The sequence below is a fragment of the Bradyrhizobium sp. MOS002 genome, from assembly GCF_003020115.1.
Taxonomy (GTDB): domain Bacteria; phylum Pseudomonadota; class Alphaproteobacteria; order Rhizobiales; family Xanthobacteraceae; genus Bradyrhizobium.
The window spans coordinates 1-22,095 of the sequence record NZ_PYFX01000003.1 but is presented as its reverse complement, the minus strand read 5'-3'; the positions used below and the strand labels follow the sequence as shown (position 1 = coordinate 22,095).

The following is a 22,095-nucleotide window of genomic DNA, read 5'->3' as shown; positions in this document are numbered from 1 at the left end:
CTCAGCCCTTCTTCCGGGGGCTGCGCTCGGCGGGCGGCTCGCCGTCGGCTGAAGGCGAGGGCGCAGCAGCCGGCTTCTCGCCGCCACCGCCGCTTTTGCGTGCGGACTCCTTGATGCCCTGCATGTCGCGGGCTTCCCGGATCAGGCCCGGCATCTTGGCGAGGCTGCCGCCTTCGACGCCGATGTCCGCCAGAAGCGAGTCGATCAGCGGCGCCTGGACGCGGTAGCGCAGTGCTGAGTCGATCACCTCGTCGGTGGCGCTGCGGCCGCCATTGCCGCTATGGCCGTTGCCGTTGAGGCCATCCACCTGAAGGATGCGGATGCCCTCGATCTTCTCCATCGGCTTGACGCTCTCACGGACGATGCCCTCGATGCGGTCGAGCAGCTTTCTCCGGAACAGCGAGTAGCGCGCCTGGTCCGTCAGCACGTTCTCAGCCTCGTTGAGCATACGCTGCGCCTCGGCCTCGACCGCTGCGCGGATACGTTCGGCTTCCGCGGCAATTCGCGTCTCCTCGGCCTGCTTCTCGGCGATCAGGATCTCCACGGTCTTCCGGCGCTTCGCGATCTCGCTCTCGCGCGCGGTAATGACGCGCTCGGTGGCTTCAGTGGCATGCACCCGCGCTTCCTCGGCCGAGGCCTTGGCCGCGGATTCCTCCAACGACTTCAGGTGAATGGCAATCGCCTTCTCCATCAGAACGGTCTCGACCTCCTTCTCGCGATTGATTTCAAGCTTGCGCAGCTCGCGCTCGCGGCCGATGCGCGCCTCGTCGAGGCCGCGATCGGAGGCAATGCGGGCGCGGTCGACCTCTTCGCGCGCGGCAATCTCGGCTTCCTGGAGCGACTGGACACGGGCGACTTCGAGTTGTTCGATCGAACGTCGGCGTTCGATCCGCGCCGTCTCCAGCGCTTGCTCGCGCGAGACGTCCGTGGTCTCGACCTCCTTGCGTGCGACAATCTCGGCCTGCCTGACCTGGCGGTCGGCGTCTATGCGCTCGGACTTCTTGGCCGAGAGCGCGATGACGCGGTCCTCATCCGCGATCTCGATCGCCTTCTTGTGCTCGATATTGAGTACCTCGCGCTTCCTGGAGGACGTGATGCGCTCGGCTTCGAGCGCGAGATCGACGCCGATGCGCTGGCGCTCGATGGTGTCGCGCCGGTTCAACTCAGCGGCTTCGAGCACGGCTGTGCGCTCGATCTCGAGCGCGCGCGTATCACGCTCGGCCTGGATACGCTCGGCTGCAACGGACTTCTCCTGCGCGATCCGGGCGGCTTCGATGGCTTCGCGTGAGGCAATGTCGGCTTCCTCGACGGCGCGGTTGCGGGCGATTTCCAGGGATCGAACGCGTTCTTGCTGGGTGATGCGGGCAGCTTCCGTGGCTTCGCGCGCCGTGACTTCTGCGACTTCCAGCGTCTGGTTGCGCTCGATCTCCAACTGCCGGGTATTCTGGTCGACCGCGATGCGCTCGACGGCGAGCCTGTGCTCGCGGGCGATGCGCGCCGCCTCGACCGCGCGCTGCGCCTCGATCTCGGCTTCCTGGATGTTACGCACCTGCTGGATCTCCAGCGCGCGGGTGCGCTCGTCGGATGCGATGCGCTCAACATTGACAATCATGGTCTGGGCGATGCGGGCCTTTTCGGTCGTCTCGCGGGCAGCGATCTCGGCTTCGTCCACAGCGCGGGTCCGGTCGATCTCCCTGCGCCGGGTCTCCTCTTCGTTGGCGATGCGGGCGTCGGTCACGACGCGGTCTTGCTGAATACGCGCTTTCTCGATCGCCTCGCGGGCGGCGATCTCTGCTTCCTCGATGGTCTGCATTCGCTCGATTTCGCGCTGGCGCACCTCGCGCTCGGAGGCGATTCGGTTGGTATCGATCGAGCGCTGGTTGGCGATCCGGGTCTTCTCGATCTCCTCCCGTGCCAACAGTTCCTTCTCCTCGATGGTGCGGGTGCGCTCGATCTCCCGCTGACGGGTCTCACGCTCCGAGGCGATGCGGGCTTCGGCGATCGCCTGGTCGTTGGCGATTCGTGCCTTCTCGATGGTCTCGCGGGCGGAAATCTGCGCCTGCTCGGCTTCGGTCTCGCGCAGGGCCCGCTCACGTGCGACCTCGGTGCGCTGCAGGGCGCGGCGCATCTCGATGTCACGCTCCTGGTCGAGGCGCGCTGTCTCACTTTCTCGCTCGATCTCAAGCGCCTGCCGCTCGGCCTCCAAATTGCGGGAGCGGATTTTGATCATCGAATCCTGCTCGATGTCGTTGCGCAGCTTGCGCTTGGCCTCGATGTCCTCCATCAGGCGGGTGAGGCCTTCGGCGTCGAAGCGGTTCGAGGGATTGAAGAATTCGAGATCGGTCTGATCGAGATCGGTGATCGCGACTGATTCCAGCTCGAGTCCGTTCTGGGCAAGCGCCTCTGCCGCGTTCGCCTTGAGGCGGGCGACGTACTCTCCGCGCTGCTCGTGCATCTGCTCGAGGGTCATCTCCGAGGCAACGGAACGAATGGCTGAGATGAATTTGCCGGCGAGGAGGGCGTGGAGCTGTTCGGGCTCCATGGTGCGGCGGCCGAGCGTGGCGGCCGCGATAGACACGGCTTCGCGGGTCGCCTGGACGCGGACATAGAAATCGGCTTCGATGTCGACGCGCATGCGGTCGCGGGTGATCACGGCGTCTTGCCGGGAGCGTACGATGCCCATCGGCTGCACGTTCATGTTGACTGGCGTGTAGTCGTGGATGAACGGCAGCACGAAGGCGCCGCCGTTGATCACGACGCGTTCGCCGAGCAGGCCGGTCCGGACGAATGAGGTCTCCTTGGACGAGCGGTGATAGAGCCAATTCACGATGTAGACGCCGACCACGATCACCACGATGGCGACGATCAGCCAGAGGATCAATTCACCGACCAGAGTCCCTGACATGTTTCTCTCCCTCGACCTTTCGGCGTTATCGCGCGCCGATCGCCTTGAATTTGCGCACTTGATCCGTCAGCGCCCGCTCGACCGGCAGTCGCTCCATCGAGGAGGCGCCGTAGAAGCCGTGGCAGTGGCGCGTGTTCCTCATGATGAAATCGGCATCGTCCGGATCGGAAATCGGTCCGCCATGAGCGAGCACCAGAATGTCCGGATTGACGCCGAGCGCGGCGGAGGCCCAGGTGTCGATATGCGCCGGGCAATCCGTCAGCTTGAGGGCGGTCTGCGCGCCGATGGTGCCCCCGGTCGTCAGGCCCAGATGACAGACGATGATATCCGCGCCCGCGATCGCCATCGCGGCGGCTTCCTTCTCGCTAAAGACATAGGGCGTCGTCAGCAGATCCTTCTCGCGCGCCTTTGCGATCATGTCGATTTCGAGCGCATAGGACATGCCGGTCTCTTCGAGGTTGGCGCGGAACACACCGTCGATAAGGCCGACGGTCGGAAAGTTCTGCACGCCGGCGAAGCCGAGCGCTTTCAATTGGTCCAGGAAGAGATCCATGTCGCGGAACGGATCCGTGCCATTGACGCCAGCGAGCACTGGCGTCCTGGTGACGACGGGCAGCACTTCGCCGGCCATCTCCAGCACGATGGCGTTGGCGTCACCGTAAGCCATCAATCCTGCCAACGAGCCCCGGCCGGCCATGCGGTAGCGGCCGGAATTGTAGATGACGATGAGATCGACACCGCCGGCCTCCTCGCATTTGGCCGAAAGGCCGGTGCCGGCGCCGCCACCTACAATGGGCTCGCCGCGCCTCGCCATGTCGCGGAAGCGCTTTAACAGTGCAGCGCGTTCAAACCGGGCCATTGGTCACCTCGCAAGTCTCCGGCGCGCCCCGTTGCGGCCGAACAATGTTCGGAACGCGCTGACAATGGTGGAGGCGAACTCGGGGTCATTGATGTTCTTGGGAACGCGGATGAGCTGACGGTTGGTGGTCTGCCGCACATTGCGCTCCAGCGTACCGAACAGCGCCGCATCGGCGTCCGGATCCCAGAACGGCTGCCCTCGCGCGTCGAGCGCGGAGACGCCGCCCTCGGGCAGGAAGAGGCGCACCGGGCCGTCCATCCGATTGAGCCGATCGGAGACCCAGTGCCCGATGCGCTCGTTCTCCTCTGCCGTCGTCCGCATCAAGGTGACCTGCGGGTTGTGGACGTGGAATTTCCTGCCGCGGTAGCGCTCCGGGATGGTCTCGGGGGCGCCGAAATTCACCATGTCCAGCGCGCCTACCGAGCCGACATAAGGCACCCGGCTGCGGATGATGGCGCCAAAGCGGTCGTCGTTGGCCGGGAACACGCCGCCCATCAGGAGATCGCCGACCTCCGTGGTCGTGAGGTCGATGACGCCTGCGAGCTGCCCGGAATCGACGAGCTTCTCCATTGAGCGTCCTCCAACGCCGGTGGCGTGGAAAACGAGACACTCGAAATCCTCGCGCAAGTCGGCCGCGATCTTCTGCACCGCCGGCGTGGTGACACCGAACATGGTGATGCCGACCGACGGCAATCCGCCGTCGTCGCGATCCTTTCGTGCATGCTGATCAAGGCGCGCCTTGACCATGCCGGCCAGCGCGTTGGCGCCGTTGGCCAGCACGGCGCGCGAGATCGAGTTGAGGCCCTGCACGTCGGCAACCGAATGCATCATGGTGATGTCCGCGGGGCCGACATAGGGCCCGACGTCGCCGGAGGCGACGGACGAGACGATGAGCTTCGGCACCCCGACAGGAAGGGCCCGCATACCGGGCGCGACCAGCGACGCTGCGCCCGAGCCGCCCGCCGAAATCACGCCGGCAACATTGCTCTGCCGCCGCAGCCAGCTGGCGAAGGCCTCGGCCATCGCGGTGACGGCGGCGCCGCGGTCGGGTCCGAACACCGCCGATCCGCCGCGACCATGGTTCAAGGCGATCTCCTGCGCGGAGACATCGCTGGCCGCGTGCCTGCCGCTGGTGGAGACATCGACCAAACGCGTTCGCAGGCCGGTCCCGGCGATGATGTCGCGGATGAAACGGAGCTCCGTGCCCTTGGTGTCGAGCGTACCGACGACGAGCACAACCGGAGAGCCCTGCGTTTGCGCCGCGACCGGCTCGCGGCTGCGCCGTGCCGTCTCGTCGAGACGCATCACCTGGGCCGAGAACGTGCGGGCCGCGGCCTCGATGCGGGCGATCGGCACCGGTTGCGACCATCGTGTCGGCGGCGTCGGGTTGGACATATAGATGCGGATCGCTCCGCCTGAACGGCTCTGCGGCGGAGAAGGCTTCGCTTCCGCCTCCGCCGACGGCACGTCGAGGTCGAGCTCGAGTCCGGCGTGCATTCCGACACCAAGCAGGCGCTGCTGCAGTTCGCGATCGGCGGCAAGCCGTACCGAATCGATGATGCGGTTAACGCGACCGTTGACCATGATCGCGACGTTGCGCGACACGGCCGTCGCCACGCCGATATTCTGCTCGATCACGAGCACGGACATGTCGCCGTCCTCGCCAAGTCGCAGCAGCATCTCCTCGACCTGGGCCACGATGACGGGCGCGAGCCCTTCGGTGGGCTCGTCCATGATCAGGAGCCGCGGGTTGGTGAGCAACGCGCGGGAGATCGCGAGCATCTGTTGTTCGCCGCCGGAGAGCTGGCCGCCGCCGTGATCCTTGCGCTCGGCCAACCGCGGAAACGTCTTGTAGATGCGCTCGACCGTCCAGGCGCCGCGGCGCAAGCCGGCGGCAAGCTGCAGATGTTCGTCGACGCTGAGTGAACGCCACAGCCGCCGTCCCTGCGGAACGTAGCCGACGCCGAGTCGGGCTATGTGGGCGGGCGGCTGCCGGGTGATGTCATCGCCGCGGATGCGGATCGAGCCGCCGCTGACCGGCACCAGCCCCATGATGGCCTTGCACAGCGTAGTCTTGCCCATGCCGTTGCGGCCGACGACCGAGAACACGCCGGCCTCGAGTGTCAGATCGACACCCTGCAGCGCGTGCGAATGGCCATAATAGACGTCGAGGCCGCGGACTTCGAGCGCGGCGGCGGTACGGCGGACCTCATTCATGGCCGCCTCCGAGGTAAAGCTCCTGCACTTCGGGATCGGACTCGATCTCCTGCGGACGGCCTTCCTTGAAGATCCGCCCGTTGTGCATCATCGTGACTCTCTCGACGACGCGCAGGGCCACGTCCATGTCGTGCTCGATGATGATGTAGCCGATATGCGCGGGCAGGGAGGTCAATATCTCGATCAGCTCGGCACGCTCGGTCGGCGACAGTCCCGCGGCCGGTTCATCGAACAGAACGAATCGCGGCGCGCCGGCAAGCGCAAGTGCGATCTCGAGCTGGCGCTGCTGGCCATGCGCGAGCTCGGCAACGCGCTGGTCCTTCACGGCTGTGAGATGGACCGCCTGCACGAGATTTTCGGCCGCGTGCATCAACGCATCGTTCTGACCGGGGCGGAGAAACGAGAAGCGCCCCCGTGAGACGCCACGGCAGGCGAGGTAGACATTGTCCTGGACGGTGAGGCCCGGAAACAGCGCGGAGATCTGGTAAGTCCGGCGCAGGCCACGCCGGATGCGCTCATAGGGCGGGAAGTGCGTGACGTCCTCGCCGAAGAAGCGGATGGTGCCGGAAGAAGGCGGGAAGTCGCCGGTGATGCAGTTGAACAGCGTGGTTTTGCCAGCGCCGTTGGAGCCAAGCACGGCGCGCCGTTCGCCGGGGCGGACGGTAATGGTGACGTCGGTGAGTGCCGCGAGCGCGCCGAACAGACGGGTCACGCCGCGCAGCTCCAACGCCGCGCCGGCGCCCACGACAGAGAGGCGTTGCGCGACGCTATCCATGGCGGGATCCTTGGCTAGATCTTTGGCCAGATTCCCGGTCTCGTCGTCCGCTTGAACTTCCCGCGCCGGAGCGTTGGCGGCGCCGCCAGCTCTGCCATAGCCCGATGACGCCGTCCGAGGACCAAAACACGATGGCGAGGAAGCCGAGGCCGATCAGGAGCCGAAAGCGGTTGCCGTCGAGCCCCAGCTTGACCAGGAAGTCGAGTGCAAAGGTGCGCAGCAGCACGAAGATCAGTGCGCCGATAAAGGGTCCGACGGGGCGCGTGATGCCGCCGACGACTGCGATGATGAGGATATCGATGCAGGCTCCAACGCTCACGGAGCCCGGCGAAATCTGCCGGTAATTCCAGACCTGGAGCACGCCTGCCAGCGCCGCGACGAAGGACGCGAAGGCGTAGGCCGCGACGCGATGCGCATTGACGTTGAAGCCGAGCGCCGCCATGCGGCGGGGATTGTCACGTACGCCTTGCAGCGCGAGGCCGAACGGCGCGCGGGAGATGTAGTCGACGGCGAAGTAACACAGTGCGGCTACCGCGAGGACGATATAGTAGAAGGGTATGTCGGCGCGCCAGTTGACGCCCCAGAAATTCGGCGTGGCAACGGTATTAATCCCGGTATGGCCGTTGAAGATCGCCCAGTTCTGGTTGGTGAAATAATAGAACGCCGCGCCGATCGCGAGCGTGATCATGATGGTGTAGATGCCCTCGGTGCGCACCGCCAGCGCGCCGCCGAGCGTGCCGAAGATGGTTGCGAGCGCTAGCGCCATCGGGACCGCAAGCCACCACGGCCAGCCCAGGCTGATATTGGCGTTGCCGCTGACCCCAAACACCGCGACCATATAGGCGGAGAAGCCCGCGATGGTGAGCTGCATCAGGCTGACCATGCCGCCATAGCCGGCAAGAAACATCAGACTCAGTGCCATGAGTCCGAGGATCAGCGTGGTCGCAAAGATCTCGATCAGGAAGAAGCCGTTGGCGATCAGCGGCATGATCAGGAGAATGGCCGCGACGGCCCAGGCCGCCGGATTGTCGATCTCCGGCCATCCGCGCAATCTGGAGCGCTGCACCGCAGCGGTAGGACGAACCGTGACCCGGGCGTCGTGAGCGAGGGACATGTCAGCGCCTCGCCAACAGGCCCTGCGGCCGAATTGCCAGCACCAGAACCATGATCAGGAAGGTCACGACGATGGCGTAGGTCGGGATGTAGACCGAGCCGAGTTGCTCGGCGAGGCCGATGATGAGCGCGCCCAGCGCAGCCCCTGGGATCGAGCCCATGCCACCGACGATCACGACGACGAGGGAGGCGAGCAGGAAGCGGATATCCTCGCCGGGAGAGAGCGACTGGAACGTTCCGCCGACGACGCCGGCGACGCCGGCGAGGCCCGCGCCGAGCGCAAACACCACCACGAAAACGAGTTGTATCCGCACCCCGGTCGCAGCCAGCATGTCGCGATCGTCGACGCCGGCGCGGATGATCATGCCGATGCGCGTGCGGTTGAGCGCCAGCCACATCGCCACGCCGATCACGACGGAGGCGGCGAAGATCACGAGTCGGACCAGGGGATAGCGGAGATAGACCGGCTCGCCTGAGGATTTGACCGCGGTGACCAGCGGCAGCTCCACAGGCCCGATCAGCCAGTTCGGGGTCTGGACCTGATAGAAATCGCCGCCGCAGGCCCACAGCATCAAATCGGCGAACACGATTGACAACCCGATCGTCACCATGGTCTGGCGCAGGTCCTGGCCTTCCATGCGGCGGAAGACGATGACTTGGAGCAGGACGCCGACCAGTGCCGTCAGGATGAAAGCGACGACGAAGCTGAGGACCCATGAGCCGGTCGCGGCGCTGATGGCGTAGCCGACATAGCCGCCGAACAAATAGAGCGAACCGTGTGCGAGGTTGACGTTGCGCATCAGGCCGAAGATCAGGGTAAAACCGCTGGCGACCAGGAAATAGAGACCGCCGAGCGTGATGCCGTTGAAGAGAGCGTTGAGGAAGACCCGCTTGCGGCCGACCGCATCTTCAAGGCCCTGCGGCCACACTGCGAAAATCAGCCAGAGCGCTACCGCGATCGCGATGACGACGATCAGTGCCCAGGCGGGATGGCGTTCGACAAAGCGGCTCATGATCGCCGCTCCGTCTTCACGTCACCCCATCTTCTACCCCGCAAGCGGGGCGGAGGGGCACGCAGACCGTTGCCGGCCGCAAGCCCTGCCATGAACATGCGCTCCCTATCGTGCGCGATCCTCTTTTTGGGACCGCGTTTGACGCATCCTAATGCGGCTGTAGGGGAGGCGCTTGATCGTGAGTATCTTTTCGCGTGCGGTTCAGGCCCGCAAAACCTTGGCCGCGCGGCGATAATCGGTCGGCGCCATGCCGACATTGGCGGCGAAGAAGCGGGTGAATCCGCTCTGCGACGAGAAACCGAGATCGAAGCCGATATCGGCGATCGGCGCTTCGCTCGCCACCAGCGCCTCCAGCGCCTGCTCCATCATCAGCGTGTTGAGATAGAGGTGTGGCGTGACGCCTGTCTGGGTGCGGAACAGCCGGTAGAAATGCGGCCGCGACAGGCCGGATTCGCGCGCGATGGTGTCGAGCTCGATCTCGGCGCCGGGGCTCTCCGACATCATCTTGATGCACTTGCGCACGCGAAAATCCGTGACGGAACCGTTTGCACGCGGATCGCGCGCGGTCGCGGCCTGTTGCCAGCTTTCGTCGTAACAGATGTCGATCAGACCTCTCAGCTCGCCATCGAGGCTGTTGAGCGACGGTGCGCCGCACACCAGGGCGGCTGCGTGCCTGATATGCTTGTCCAGCGCAACCGACCGCGTGAACTGGGTACGGCCGAAGCGCAGGCGGTCGGCACCGGGCGCGTCGGGCGCGAACCACTCCGGATTGACGTAAAGCACGAAGAAAACGGCGCCGCCTTCGAGATCGGACGGCAGGAAATTATGCGGCTCCCACGGATTGACCGCGACGACGGAGCCTTCGGTGAGCTCGTAACGTCCGTCGCTGACATCGATGCATGCGGAACGCCCACCGACATGGAAGATCAAATGACCCTCGCGATGTGCGTGGATGTTGAAAGGGCGGTTCAACTGATAGACCGTCGCCCGGCCAAAGCGGCCGTGGAAGACGGCGAGCGCCCGGCTCATGCCTTTCCTCCCAAGACTTTTTGCCATTTTTTGGTAGCGTTCAACAACCGGGGAGAGAATGCAAGGGCGCACGATGTCCGCGCCTTGCAAATCTCTCCCCGGTCAGCCATCGCTGGCGAACGAGACTAGGTCAGTATTTCTTACATTCCGGTACTGTGCGGCTTGGCAAACCGATTTTGGCGAACACTGCGGGATCGTAGCCCAGCGTTTGGTTGACGTCCGGGATCACCTTCACGACCTTTGAAAAGAGCGCGCCCTTGCCGTCGTCGACGACCTCGGTGACGAAGTTGGTGCCGATCGCCTGGCGGTTGGAGTCCAGCTTGATCTTGCCGTTGGGTGCGTCGATCTCGATCTTGGCGAGGGCTTCCTTGTACTTGGCCTGGTTGTTGGAGAGATCTCCGTTGACCTGACGCAGCGCCAGGATCAGCGCCATGGTCGAGCCGTAATAGTTGGTGGCGAGCAGCGATGGGCTCGGGAAGCGCTTGTTGGGCGGGAAGGCGTCCTGATAGTCCTTCACGAACTTCTGCCAACTCGGGTTCTCCCAGGTATCTGCCTGACCGCTCGCGGCCAGCGTGCCGATCAGCGCATTCTTGGCGTTTCCCTTGGACGACAGGATGGTCTGGTCGATCATGATCGAGCCGCCCATCAGATGCGCCTTGCCGCCGGCCTGCTGGTACTGGTTCAGGAAGTTGACGGCGTCGGCGCCGCCGAGGCCGAGATAGATCGCGTCGACGTCATCGGGCAATGCGGCGATAACCGAGGCAAAGTCCTTGGTGCCGAGCGGCACCCATTGCCGGTTAGTGACCTGTCCGCCGGCACCGCAGAACTCGAGCACGAGGCCGAATACCTGCGTATAGATGAAAGAATAGTCTTCGCCGACGGTCGCGATCTTGCGATACTTCTTTTCGTCATAGGCGTATTTGCCGAGGCCCACCTGCCACTGCGCGCCATCCATGTTGTAGCGGAAAAAGTTCGGAGCGGGATCGACATAGGTCGTTTCCTGGGCGCCGGAGGCGGCATTGATGAAGGTCAGTTCGGGATGAGTCTTAGCAAAATTTTTGACCGCGATGCCTTCGTCTCCGGACAGCGGCGACAGCAGGATTTGCACCTTGTCCTGCTCGATCAGTTTGCGCACGGCTCGCACGGCGGAGTCCGGCGTCGCGTCGGTCGAGGCGATGACAAATTCGAGTTCCTTGTCGCCGACCTTCTTGCCAAGCACGTTGAGGGCCGTCTGGAAGCCGCGGATACCGTCCTCGCCGAGCACGGTGTAGGTGCCTTCGAGCGTCGCGGTGACGCCGACCTTGATCTTCTCCTGTGCGAAGGCGGTGCCCGAAAGTAACAGGCTGCTCAACGCGATCAGTCCTAGACTGCCTTTCAACATTGCTCTCCTCCCTGGACGTTCTTGTCGCTGTTTTTTCACCGCGCCTTGGCGCGTCCGTCGCGCGGTGCGGCGTTCGGGCAAGGCCAACGGTTCTTGAAGTGGAAGCTAACCGAACTTCGATGCAGCGCACGTGCCGGAGCCGTGCGCGGCTTAACGGGCAGTCTCATTTTGAATGCTGCGTCGCGATTAACATCGCGGTGCAATAGGCGTCAGGCTTGCCGAATTTGCACCTGCGTGCCGCATGGCGGTCGCGGACTTCCGCAGCGCGAATAGGATCGCTCGAATAGAACAGAAATCAATTGTAGCGTTGCGTCATTTTGCTGCGCGCGGCACTCGCTGGTTATACGTTGTGGCAGGCGATTGTCCTACCGTCCGCACCGGCAGATCGAAGTTGTGGCGCATCGACGAGACAGCGATCGCTGGCCATTGGACAGCGGGGCGCATATGCACAGCCGCGCGGTCGCGTGAAGAGACTTGGCGGTTCACCCATTTCGATCGCGCCCAGGATCCGTTTCGATGGATCCGGCTTCGGAATTGCTGCCACCAACGCGCGCGTATAGGGATGGAGCGGATGATCGAGGACCGTCCGCGTCCCGGCCTGCTCCACGATCCGGCCCATATACATGACAGCAACGCGGCTGCTGATCTGTCCGATCACGCCAAGGTCGTGCGAGATGAAGAGCATCGACAGTCTTAATTGGTCACGCAGATCCATCATCAGATTGAGCACTTGCGCCTGCACGGAAACGTCGAGGGCCGAGACCGGCTCGTCGGCGACGATGATGGACGGCGTGGGAAGAATGGCGCGCGCGATTCCGACCCGTTGCCGTTGCCCGCCGCTCAGCTCGTAGGGATAACGAGCGGCGAAAGACGGGTTCAACCCGACGGCCGTCAAGGTGGCAGCTATGGCCGCGCTGCGCCCGGCGCGGCTCTTGAAGAAGCCGCTGATGTCGGCCGCCTCCGCCACCGAATCTCCAATGGCGCGCCGCGGGTTGAGCGATGCATTGGGATCCTGAAAAACCATCCGGACGCTCAGACGCATCTCGCGGAGGCCGGAGCCGCCGGCTCCGATCATTTCGGTTCCCTTCAAATTGATGTTGCCGCTGTCGGGCTGGACCAGCCCGACGAGGGTTCGGCCCAGCGTGGTCTTGCCGCAGCCGGACTCGCCGACGATCCCGAGGACCTCGCCTTCGGCCAGCGACAGCGATACACCATCCACCGCCTGCACCCGGTATTTCCGACCGGCTCGCCTGGCACTGAACGAGACCATCATGTCCCGGACGTCGAGGATGACATTGCCGCTCATGGCAGCTCCCCGCCGGCCAGCGGAAATGCGCAGAGCACTTCGTGCCCTTGGGAGGCCTCCAGGCGAGGCGGGGTCGCCACGCGGCACTCATCGCGCACCGCGGCGCAACGCAAGGCAAAGACGCAGCCAGCAGCGACCGAACCTGGCAGCGGCGGCTGACCAGAAATGGTTGGCAGCCGGCGCGCGCCGGAATTTCGCGACGGCATGCAATCCATCAGTCCACGGGTGTAATGGTGACGCGGCTTCCCGAACAGCTCATCGACCGCTGCGGTTTCCACGATCCGGCCGGCGTACATGACAGCCACGCGATCGGCGAGCTGCGCAATGACACCCATGTCATGGGTGATGAACAATATCGCCATATCCAGCCGATTGCAGAGTTCGCGCAAGAGCCCGAGAATCTGAACCTGTATGGTGACATCCAGCGCGGTGGTCGGCTCATCGGCGACCAGCACCTGTGGCCTGCAGGCCAGCGCAATCGCGATCATGACCCGCTGGCGTTGGCCGCCGGACAACTGATGCGGATACGCGGACAGCTGCATCTTGGGGTCGGGCAGACGCACCAGCTCGAGCAGTTCGCGCGCGCGGACGAGCGCCGCCGCGCCCGAAATCCCCTCATGCACGCGCACGGCTTCGGCGATCTGATCGCCGATCCGACGAACCGGGTTAAGTGAGGTCATCGGCTCCTGAAAGATCATTGCCATGCGGCCGTGGCCGGCTTCGACACGTTGCCAGGGCTGCAACTGCGTTACGTCGCAGCCCTCCAGCAGGACCCGCCCGGCCCGAACCCGGGGACCGGGCTGCGGCAGCAATCCCATGACTGCAAGCGAGGTCATGCTCTTTCCGCAACCGGACTCGCCGACGAGACCGAGGATCTCGCCCTTGGCCAAGCCGAAGGACACGCCCGCGACGATGTCGACCGGCGCGGTTTCCGGCCCCACTGACACCGTAAGGTCGCGAACGCTCAGCACGGCCTAACCCTTCTCACCAAAGACTTGACGCAACCGCGGATCGAGTCGATCTCGCAATGCATCTCCGACCAGGTTCAGAGAAAATGCCGTCGCCACGATCATCATGCCCGGGAAGAAGAGCAGCCACGGCGCGCGCGTGATGAAGGTCCGCGATTCCGCCAGCATATTTCCCCAGCTCGGAATGTCCGGCGGGGCGCCGAGGCCCAGGAAATCGAGCGAAGCCGCGCCGAGCTGCGCGAAGGCGAAGACGAAGCTGGCCTGCACGAGAAGTGGTGAGACCAGGTTCGGCAAGATGTGCCGACTGATGAGCCATGCCGCTCCGGCGCCCATGCTGCGGGACGCCTCGACATAGGTTTCCGCGCGCAAGCGCAGTGTCAGTCCGTAGACGATGCGGGTCGTCGTTGTCATGTAGCCGATCCCGATGGCCAGAATGACGGTGGCCACACTCGGGCTCAAGATGACAATCAGGCCAAGTGCGAGAAGCAGAGTCGGGAAGGCCATCAGCACGTCGACCATGCGCATCAGCAGGTGACCCAGCCGCGGGAACAGAGCGGAAAGTACGCCGGCCGGAACGCCTGTCGCGAGAGCGAAGACGACCACGCCCGAGCCGATCAGAAGTGCCATGCGTGCAGAATGAATGGTGCGCGACAGGGTGTCCCGGCCGAACTGGTCGGTGCCGAACCAGTGGGTCACGTTCGGCGGCGTCAGGCGGATCAGGGGATCGATGGCGTACGGATCGTAAGGCGACAGCCAGGGTGCGAAGATCGCGGCGAGCACGGTCGCCAGAAGAACCCCGAGCCCGGCCAACGCGACCGGGCGGGCGAGGAACGGCCTGAGCCACAAGGTCGCGCTGTTGCTGCTCATTGGAGTTCAACCCGCGGATCGAGCAGACGATAGCTCAGATCGACAATCAGATTGATCAGGAGATAAACCACCACGATGACCAGTATGACGCCCTGGATCACAGGGTAGTCTCGGCGAAGGATCGACTGAACGACGAGGCGGCCGATGCCAGGCAGGGCAAACACGGTTTCGGTCACCACCGCTTCGGACAGCAGCGCGGCGAAGGTGAAGCCGAATGCCGAGACGACCGCCAGCAGTGCATTGCGCCAGATATGGCGGCGCACGACCTGCCACGGCCGGATTCCCTTTGCACGCGCCGTGCGTACATAGTCCTCTCGGGAGACGTCGAGCATACTGGCGCGCGTCAGCCGCAGGATCAAAGCGGCATTCGGAGCCGCAAGCGCCAGGCTGGGGAGGACGAGATAGCGGAGATTGACGACACCGCCTTCGAAGATCGACGGATAACCGGAGCTCGGAAACCAGCCGAGCCACGCGGCAAAGATCAGGATCAGATAGAGCCCGACCCAGAACGTGGGTATCGAGGCCATCAGCATCGCCGCACCGGACAATCCCTGGTCGAGCCAAGTGCCGTGCCGGACCGCCGCAATCATGCCGATCGGAACCCCGATGACCGCAACCCAGATCATCGTCATGGTGGCGAGCAAGGTGCTGGTCTCGGCGCCATCGGCAATCACCGACAGCACGGGCGCCTGGAAGAAGATCGACCGCCCTAGGTCGCCCTCGAGCACATGGCCGGCCCAAGTGAGATATTGCAGGATAATCGGTTGGTCGAGACCGAGTTGGTGTCGCAAAGCGTCGATCTGGTCGGGAGTCGCGGTGTCACCGAGCAGAACATAGATCGGGTCACCCGGCACGATGTGGATAAACGCGAAGATGATGATGGACGCTGCCAGTAGCGTCACCGCCGTCGTTCCCGCGCGCTTGAATGCGTAAGACCACATGTGATTGAGCGCCTGATCAGCGGCAACGATGCGCGCCGGCGCCGGCGCTCGACAGTCCTCGCGGCCTCATTGCCTGTCCTTATTTCGTGGACACATTCCAGAACACGGGGCCGTTTGGGTTGAGCCCCTTGAGCTTGGGAGAAGCAATGTCATAGGTGTAGGCATCGCCTACTTTCATCACCGGTACCTGCTCATAGATCAGCGACTGGATCTTGCCCCAGGTCGACTTTCGCGCGGCTGGATCGGTCGTGTTGATCAACTCAGCCCGAAGCGAGCCGATCTCGGGGCTGTCCCACCAGCCGGGATAGCTCGCATTCAGGAACGTGAGCAGCAACGGATCGGGCGCGAAGGAATGGTGGGTGACAAAGATGTCCCATTGCTCCGGCTGGCCGCGCATCTTCAGAAGGGTAGCCCAATCGACGACCATCATCTGAACATTGATCCCGGCATCGGCCAGCTGGCGGGTGAAGACCGAGGCTTCGTCATAGTGTGCCTGGTAGTTCGTCGAGACCAGCAGGCGGATCGGCGTCCCGGTGTAGTCCGCCTCCTTTGCGAGTTCCTTTGCCTTCTTCGGATCGTGCGCACTGTAATTGGAGGCGCCGTCCGTCGAGTACCAGGGCGTTCCGTTGGGAAAGATCGATCCCTCGGCATTCCACAGGTCCTTGGGACCGAAGGCGACGCGCAGCGCCTGCGACTTGTCCAGCGCGGTCTGGATGGCGCGACGGAGCTTGTAATTGTCCTTCAGGATTCCCTGCTTCGAGTTCATGAAGAAAAGGCCGAAGATCGGCGCGTTGGTACGCTGCACCTGAACCGATGAATCCTTGCTCAGGGACTCGTACAGATCACCGGAGATCATTTCCGCGTAGTCGTAGTCGCCCGCCTGCACGCCGCTCACGCGCGTGCCGACGTCGGGCACTGGAATGAACCGGATCTTGTCGAAGCCGGCGACGCGGGCGCCGGCGAAACCGTCACCCTTTTCCTTCACCGGCTTGTAGCCGTCGAACCTCTCCACCTCGACATAGCGGTTCGGCCGCCACTCCACGAACTTGTAAGGCCCGGTGCCGATATAGTCCTTTTGCTCGATCGGCCGGTTCCCCGCTTTGGCGGCTATGTCTTCCGGATAGATCGCAAGACCGCCATTGACGTCCGCAATGAGAGCCTTCCAGGCGCCGTTCGGCGCGGACAATTTCAGCGTGACTTCATACTTTCCCGTCGCCTCGACCGAGGTTGCCGCCGCCATCAGGAGCTTGCCGCGCGCGCCGAAACTGCCCCATCGCGTCATCGAGGCGACCACGTCCTTGGCGGTCATCTCCTTGCCGTTGTGGAAGAGGACACCTTCGCGGAGCTTGATGACGATGGTCCGACCGCCGTCTTCCGTGCCATCGCTCTCGGCAAGCATCGGACGCGGCGTATAGGTCGAGTCCAGCGCATACAGGGTCTCGAAGATGTGACGGCCGATGACCGATGCGACGTCGGCTGTCGTCAGCATGACATCGAGCGGCGGCGGTTCTCCGATGGTGGCTTCGCGCAGCAGGGTGGCGGCATTGGCCTGCGCAAGCAAGAATGACGCGGTAACCAGCCCCACGACGCCACGCATCAAGACACTTGGACCGTATCTCATGATCGCCCTCCCGCCTTGTTGAACCGCCTGCTTCCCGGTGCAGGGGATGTGCCTTTCAGCTGTTCGGTCTGACGGCACGCTTTTGCTTGTTTGAAAGTTACATACACAATTCGGCGATTATCAAGCGGAAAATGCTATTCGTGATGGGGTATACCGATATAGGTTTGGTCCATGCTGAAGGTTTCTTACGGCAGCTTCTTGCCAAGGGCGTAGGTTGATCTGACCTGGGGAAGGGCGGGCAATGGCGCGTGCAAAGCGAAATCAACCGGCGAGAGCCGTTGGTGCAGCGATCTCGAAGCCGCCGGGCGACGACAATGTCGTGGCCGGCGACATCATCTCCCTCATCAGGCAGAGCGCTCCAAGCCTCAGCCCGTCGGAGCAGCGCGTTGCCACGGTGCTGCTGGCCGATATGGAGTTTGCTGTTCACGCCAGCAATTCCGAGCTCGCTCGTAGGGCGCGCGTCAGCGAGCCGACGGTCACCCGGTTCAGCCGCTCCGTCGGTTGCCGGGGCGTCCGCGACCTCAAGGTGAGGCTGGCTCAAGCAATGGCGGTCGGGCGGATTTACGTTGAGCTTCCCCCGCATGTCGGGACCGATCTGGCGCGCCCCGCGCTCTGGCGGTCGGTGTTTCAGGAAATTCGTCGTGCAATTGCCGCGGCCGAGGAGGGACTTCGCAAGGAGGACATCGAGAGGGCTGCCGAAGCCATCTCCCGCTGTTCGAAGCTTGCAGCGTTCGGGGTGGGGGGCGGTTCCACTCTTGCGGCGGCGGAAGTTCAGAACCGGTTCTTTCGTCTTGGGATCGCCGTCTCGCATGCCTCCGATCCGAGCCTGATGCGCATGATCGCCGCGACCTTCGGGCGGGATGACGTTGTCATTGCCATCTCGACCACCGGTGCAGCGAACGAAGTGATCGAGGCAGCCAGTATCGCCAAGCAGTACGGCGCCTTGATCGTCGCAATTACCAGGCCGCAAAGCAGGCTGGCCTCAATCGCCGATATTGCGCTTGGCGTGCATGTGCCCGAAGCGCCCGACGCGCTCAAGCCGACGGCGTCGCGCTATGCATTTCTCGCCACCATCGACCTGCTCGCAGCGTCAACGGCCTATTGCAAGCCGCTCGAAGCCCAGGCACGTATGCGGCGGATCAAATACGAGTTGCTGAAGGGGAGCGACGGGGATGCCAAGGGGCCGCTGGGGGACTGAAAAATCTACAGTGGCCCAGTGAGGATTTGGTCGGTGCATGCCGCTCGCATGTGGCAACGTCAATCGCGCTTCGAAACCTGAACCGCACATCCCGCAGAAAAATTTTCCGGCAGGATGCGGTGTTCAGTGCGGGTAACGACGGCTATCAGCGGCAGACGTAGCTGCCATTGACCAGAACGCGGACACACCCCGTGCCGACAGCGGCTGCACCAACTGCCGCGCCGCCGACGACCGCGCGCCTGGTGGTGCGCCGTGCTACGCCGGCGACTGATACGGGTGTCAAGGGCCGCCCGACCCGTGCTTCAGCCCGGCCGGGCGAGAGCGAAAGGCCTTCGTCGACCGACCAGTCCATCGAGCCGGACACTCCGAGGGCGACCACGGCAACTGCGAGTGATAGTTTTGTGACCAAACCACGCTTCATGATGGTCTCCGCCTGTGAGAGTGAGTTTGGATGGCTCCATGGGCTGGCGCTCGGACCATTGATCAGGATCAAGGAACCGTCGAAATCGTAAGCTGGTAAGCGAAGGCAACCATCAGAACGATTCAGTCGGGTTCGGGTACATGCGCCACCCTTTTCGCCTCTTTTTTACTTCTGCATGCAGAGCGGCCTCAGTGTCTCGTCGCTGCTGCGCGCCTTCGCGTATTCCATCAGCGCCGACCGGGCTGCTTCGCAACGCTCTGCGCTTGAAAATTCTTGTGTCGATATGACAGCGCCATTCGCGACGCCGAGCCAGCTGATGACGACCAGAACATAGGTCATGGTATCTTCCCCCTCAGCCGTCGATCTCCTGAGCGCAGATCAGCGCGACGGGCGGCTTAATGGGCGCCGCCCGTCGCGTCATCATGAAGCGCTATTGGCACACGTACATGATGCCATCGCCGCCCTTCACCAACGAGCCTGGGACGCAACCGATGCCGTTGCGCGCCGCATAGTCGGTCCAGCCGCTGTAGCCGTAGCTCCACGGTCCGCCGAAATAATAGGCTCGCACCGCGTACCAGGGCAGACCCTCATTCGTGTAGTAGTGACCGCGATAATAGGGGGTGACGTACAATCGCGTCGCTGCTTGCGCCTTGTCGACCTGCAGCGAAATTCGGCCTTGGTCGCTCCAGCCGATGGACAACGTCGTGCCGCACACGAGGACGGCGACGGCAGCGGCAATCTTCCTTGCGCTCGTTGACTTCATGGACCTTCTCCAAAAATGAACTTCAACATCGTAACACCAACGCAGCACCGGGCCGGTGGCTTGCTCTAGATCAAGGGATTCAACAAATCGCGTCTGCTTCGTCTTCGATTTTACCGGGTCAACTTCGGATCGAGTTAAGGGAATCTGGATGACGACGCTTTGACGTCGAGTGCAGCCCGCCGGGCCGCATCGGAAAGCATGCTGTCAGGTGGTGCACCGGCTCTCTCCACACTTGAGCCAGGTGTGCACTCGTGCGAACGCTTCTCGCTTGAATGCGTCAGGCCGTCGGTGACAAGCTCCGAGACGGCATGACGCGTTTGGATCTGCTCTTCATCATTTCTGCCGGTTGGTGTAGGCTCGTGTTGCGCCGCGACCAATTTGTTGAAGGCGAAGAATAACCGGGCGGTGATGCCGCCTTTCAATCGGTGCTCTTCAGGAAGCATCTCGGCGGCCAGCCGTGACCAGCTTCTTGCCTCGGCCATCCAGACCGTTTGGTTCGCCGGATCCTGGCTTGCAAGCTGCCGGCAAAGTGCCGCGCGCGAACTCAGCTCGAATTGGCTCATCATCGGCCCTCCCTGCCAGAAGCTCGATGTACGCGGTGAGAATTTTGCTTTGCGTTCCACATCTCTGCAATTGCCCTTCCGGCCATTGTACCAAGGGGCATGTCACTGACACTGACCAGGCCGTGCGACACTACGCGAGGCCGTGTTGCGATAATTCAATTCGTTGATCTGGCTCAAGCGAAGCCGCGTTCGGACGCGGTGAACATTAGCCTGCTGCAGCGTGTGTGTGCTTACTCTCGAAGCGCCGCCCGTGCCTCAGCAAGTGCTTCACCAGGGGCGCGCCGCGGCGGAAGCAACGGCGGCTCGATTTAGGCAGCCATGCCCATGCAGGTTGCGTTGCTTCGCCAATTCTGCCGCCGTGGCCCGTTGCTTGCCAGACGAAGATCTGCGGCGGCAATGGCGCCGACAATGCCCATCTCACGATATCTGTTCTATGTCGGCGGTACGTTGCTCGCGATGCTCTTCGTTGCGGACGCCCTGGTGCCGGATCGGCCTGCCATACACGGTGAAGCTGCGCGCTCTGCCACCATCCGCATCTATTCCGATTGGAAATTGCCCGAGCGGGTCGTTCTCGACACTAGCCGGCCCACGATCGTGGCGGCCGACGTCGCCGAGGTCGAGCACGGCGCCCCGCCGGGCGCCGACTTCCCGCAGACGCGCGTCAGGGAGGCGCTTGCTCGGCTTGGAGCACCCGATGCTGAACGACCGCCAGCGCGTTCGTCGGCAAAGGTTGATGCGAAGCCGCAACGTCCAAACAAAATTGTGAGGAGGCACATCGAAAAAAATATCCGGCTCGTCGCGCGGCCGCCGCAGTACGGCTGGTTTGGCAACCAGGTTTGGTGAGCGTCTCCGATGGTCGCATCTTCGGAGTGAGGCGCCCGCCGTTGATACTAGTCAACGAATGCACGTCGAGGCTTTACCTAATCAAACGTCCTCAAGATCGGGAGTAACTGACATGAGTGCAACGTTAAGGTCGGAACGAGTCGATCGCCGTGAGGCTCTTTCGTTGCTGGGATGGGCCGCTGCTCTCGGACTGGCGGCATCCGGCACGTTCCTGTTTGGAACACAGGCGCCCGCGCAGACGATCGGCATGGAGCGACGCCAGGAGAGGCGCGGAGCCCGCCACGAGCGGCGTCAGGAACGGCGCACGGGCCGGACTGAACGCCGCCAGGAAAGGCGTACAGGGCGCACGGAGCGCCGTGAAGAGCGGCGCAACTAGAACGCCGACATAATCTCGCCCGTCATTGTTCGCCTACAGATGTCCGCTTGATCGCGATCCGAAAGCTGGCGGATGCCGCAGACCTGGTACGTCACGTTCGAGGTGCAAAAGCGAGGGACCTTGCCGAAGCGGCGAAGTCCCCGGGAAACGCGTACATTTGAAAGCGAAGCCGAGGCACGGACCTTCGCGCGAGAGAAATTCAATGAGGGATTGATCGTGTTCGCAGGCACGCTCAATCCCTTTTTGCCGCGACGGCTGATTCCCTCGAGCGGCATTTCCTCCTGGATCGAGCAAGGCCGAGGCGACGAGGTTGCCGGCCACGATGCCAAGCGCGACCCGGAGAAATAAGCGGTCCATCATGACGATTGATGCCGATGACGGGGCGACTCGGAGTGCGCGGCTGCCTCTTGGTCATTTCGGATACTGGCGCCGGTCGTTCGACTCCGCGGGCGAGGCAAACCGAAGCCTGGTTCGAAATGTCTTGAGTGTTGCCATTATGGCACGTGGAGTTTGTGTCCTCGCCCGTAGAGTTTCAGCTGGAAGTTGGGGGATGATTGCAGTGCAACAAGCCGCCGTTCGAGCAATCAAAAAGCGGCCGGCAAGGAGAGAGCATGATGAAAAGACTTCTGCTGACAACAATTGGCCTGGTGGCGTTGGCCATAGGACCCGCCATGGCTGCCGATATGGCCGTGAAGGCGCCGCCTCCGGCACCGATCATTCCAATCTACAATTGGACGGGGTTCTATATCGGTGGCAATGGTGGCTGGGCGCAGAACCACAACTGCGTGGATTTCCTTGACGCGGCTGGCGTCGCCTTCGCTTCCGGCTGCCGCGATCGGTCCGGTGGCGTCATTGGTGGCCAGCTCGGTTATCGCTGGCAATCCAGCCAGTGGGTGTTTGGTCTGGAAGCGCAGGGTGATTGGGCGGATCTCAGCA

General features: G+C 63.3%; 21 protein-coding genes. 4 read left to right on the top strand and 17 right to left on the bottom strand.

The genetic code is table 11. The features are described 5' to 3' along the window. Position 1: 1 nt before the first annotated feature. The 13 genes from C7G41_RS08925 to C7G41_RS08865 all read right to left on the bottom strand — a co-directional run bounded on the left by C7G41_RS08925 (position 2) and on the right by C7G41_RS08865 (position 16,995). A complete protein-coding gene (locus C7G41_RS08925) occupies positions 2-2,905 on the bottom strand; it encodes a flotillin family protein (RefSeq protein WP_106942225.1) in 2,904 nt (967 codons plus the stop codon). A gap of 25 nt (positions 2,906-2,930) precedes the next feature. Then, entirely contained in the window at positions 2,931-3,764 is an 834-nt protein-coding gene (locus C7G41_RS08920; protein ID WP_106942224.1) for a phosphoenolpyruvate hydrolase family protein, read from the bottom strand. A gap of 3 nt (positions 3,765-3,767) precedes the next feature. Continuing rightward, on the bottom strand, positions 3,768-5,981 hold the full coding sequence (locus tag C7G41_RS08915; protein WP_106942223.1) for an ABC transporter permease: 2,214 nt from the start codon (positions 5,979-5,981) through the stop codon (positions 3,768-3,770). Beyond that, a complete protein-coding gene (locus C7G41_RS08910) occupies positions 5,974-6,756 on the bottom strand; it encodes an ABC transporter ATP-binding protein (protein WP_106942222.1) in 783 nt (260 codons plus the stop codon). The genes C7G41_RS08915 and C7G41_RS08910 overlap by 8 nt, the downstream gene beginning before the upstream one ends. Continuing rightward, positions 6,749-7,870, bottom strand: coding sequence for a branched-chain amino acid ABC transporter permease (locus tag C7G41_RS08905; RefSeq protein ID WP_106942221.1), 1,122 nt, complete (start codon positions 7,868-7,870; stop codon positions 6,749-6,751). Before C7G41_RS08905 ends, C7G41_RS08910 begins: the two co-directional genes overlap by 8 nt. 1 nt (position 7,871) lies before the next feature. After that, the gene (locus C7G41_RS08900) at positions 7,872-8,882 is read right to left on the bottom strand and encodes a branched-chain amino acid ABC transporter permease (protein WP_106942220.1); all 1,011 of its coding nucleotides are present in this window, start codon (positions 8,880-8,882) and stop codon (positions 7,872-7,874) included. A 201-nt stretch (positions 8,883-9,083) separates the two neighbouring features. Next, complete coding sequence (locus C7G41_RS08895; protein ID WP_106942219.1) at positions 9,084-9,911, bottom strand: AraC family transcriptional regulator; 828 nt, start codon at positions 9,909-9,911, stop codon at positions 9,084-9,086. Between the two features lie 130 nt (positions 9,912-10,041). Continuing rightward, positions 10,042-11,292: an ABC transporter substrate-binding protein gene (locus C7G41_RS08890; protein ID WP_106942218.1), complete on the bottom strand. Its 1,251-nt coding sequence runs from the start codon at positions 11,290-11,292 to the stop codon at positions 10,042-10,044. A gap of 340 nt (positions 11,293-11,632) precedes the next feature. Next, positions 11,633-12,598 (bottom strand): ABC transporter ATP-binding protein, encoded by a 966-nt coding sequence (locus tag C7G41_RS08885; protein ID WP_106942217.1) that lies wholly within the window; start codon positions 12,596-12,598, stop codon positions 11,633-11,635. Beyond that, positions 12,595-13,569, bottom strand: a complete 975-nt coding sequence (locus tag C7G41_RS08880; RefSeq protein WP_106942216.1) for an ABC transporter ATP-binding protein — start codon at positions 13,567-13,569, stop codon at positions 12,595-12,597. Before C7G41_RS08880 ends, C7G41_RS08885 begins: the two co-directional genes overlap by 4 nt. 3 nt (positions 13,570-13,572) lie before the next feature. Continuing rightward, positions 13,573-14,433, bottom strand: a complete 861-nt coding sequence (locus C7G41_RS08875; RefSeq protein ID WP_106942215.1) for an ABC transporter permease — start codon at positions 14,431-14,433, stop codon at positions 13,573-13,575. Next, positions 14,430-15,374, bottom strand: coding sequence for an ABC transporter permease (locus C7G41_RS08870; protein WP_106942214.1), 945 nt, complete (start codon positions 15,372-15,374; stop codon positions 14,430-14,432). The genes C7G41_RS08875 and C7G41_RS08870 overlap by 4 nt, the downstream gene beginning before the upstream one ends. Positions 15,375-15,453: 79 nt before the next feature. Further along, the gene (locus C7G41_RS08865; protein ID WP_106942213.1) at positions 15,454-16,995 is read right to left on the bottom strand and encodes an ABC transporter substrate-binding protein; all 1,542 of its coding nucleotides are present in this window, start codon (positions 16,993-16,995) and stop codon (positions 15,454-15,456) included. Positions 16,996-17,236: 241 nt separating this feature from the next. Between C7G41_RS08865 and C7G41_RS08860 the strand changes: the two genes are divergently transcribed. Beyond that, positions 17,237-18,193, top strand: a complete 957-nt coding sequence (locus C7G41_RS08860) for a MurR/RpiR family transcriptional regulator (protein ID WP_106942212.1) — start codon at positions 17,237-17,239, stop codon at positions 18,191-18,193. Between the two features lie 145 nt (positions 18,194-18,338). On the opposite strand, the gene C7G41_RS08855 is transcribed toward C7G41_RS08860, so the two are convergent. From C7G41_RS08855 to C7G41_RS08845, 4 genes are all read right to left on the bottom strand, one after another. Continuing rightward, the gene (locus tag C7G41_RS08855; protein WP_106942211.1) at positions 18,339-18,614 is read right to left on the bottom strand and encodes a hypothetical protein; all 276 of its coding nucleotides are present in this window, start codon (positions 18,612-18,614) and stop codon (positions 18,339-18,341) included. Between the two features lie 165 nt (positions 18,615-18,779). Further along, positions 18,780-18,953 carry a hypothetical protein gene (locus C7G41_RS37705; RefSeq protein WP_199198267.1) on the bottom strand — a complete coding sequence of 58 codons (174 nt, stop codon included), beginning with the start codon at positions 18,951-18,953 and terminating at the stop codon, positions 18,780-18,782. A gap of 91 nt (positions 18,954-19,044) precedes the next feature. Continuing rightward, entirely contained in the window at positions 19,045-19,377 is a 333-nt protein-coding gene (locus tag C7G41_RS08850; protein ID WP_106942210.1) for a hypothetical protein, read from the bottom strand. 134 nt (positions 19,378-19,511) lie between these two features. Continuing rightward, positions 19,512-19,943: a hypothetical protein gene (locus C7G41_RS08845; RefSeq protein WP_245446484.1), complete on the bottom strand. Its 432-nt coding sequence runs from the start codon at positions 19,941-19,943 to the stop codon at positions 19,512-19,514. A 405-nt stretch (positions 19,944-20,348) separates the two neighbouring features. Here C7G41_RS08845 and C7G41_RS08840 point away from each other — a divergent pair, with 405 nt between their 5' ends. The 3 genes from C7G41_RS08840 to C7G41_RS08830 form a co-directional block, all read left to right on the top strand. Continuing rightward, positions 20,349-20,783, top strand: coding sequence for a hypothetical protein (locus C7G41_RS08840; RefSeq protein WP_245446482.1), 435 nt, complete (start codon positions 20,349-20,351; stop codon positions 20,781-20,783). A gap of 448 nt (positions 20,784-21,231) precedes the next feature. After that, entirely contained in the window at positions 21,232-21,507 is a 276-nt protein-coding gene (locus tag C7G41_RS38205) for a hypothetical protein (protein WP_106942208.1), read from the top strand. 263 nt (positions 21,508-21,770) lie between these two features. Further along, a partial coding sequence (locus C7G41_RS08830) for an outer membrane protein (RefSeq protein ID WP_373681105.1) occupies positions 21,771-22,095 on the top strand: 325 nt, incomplete at its 3' end.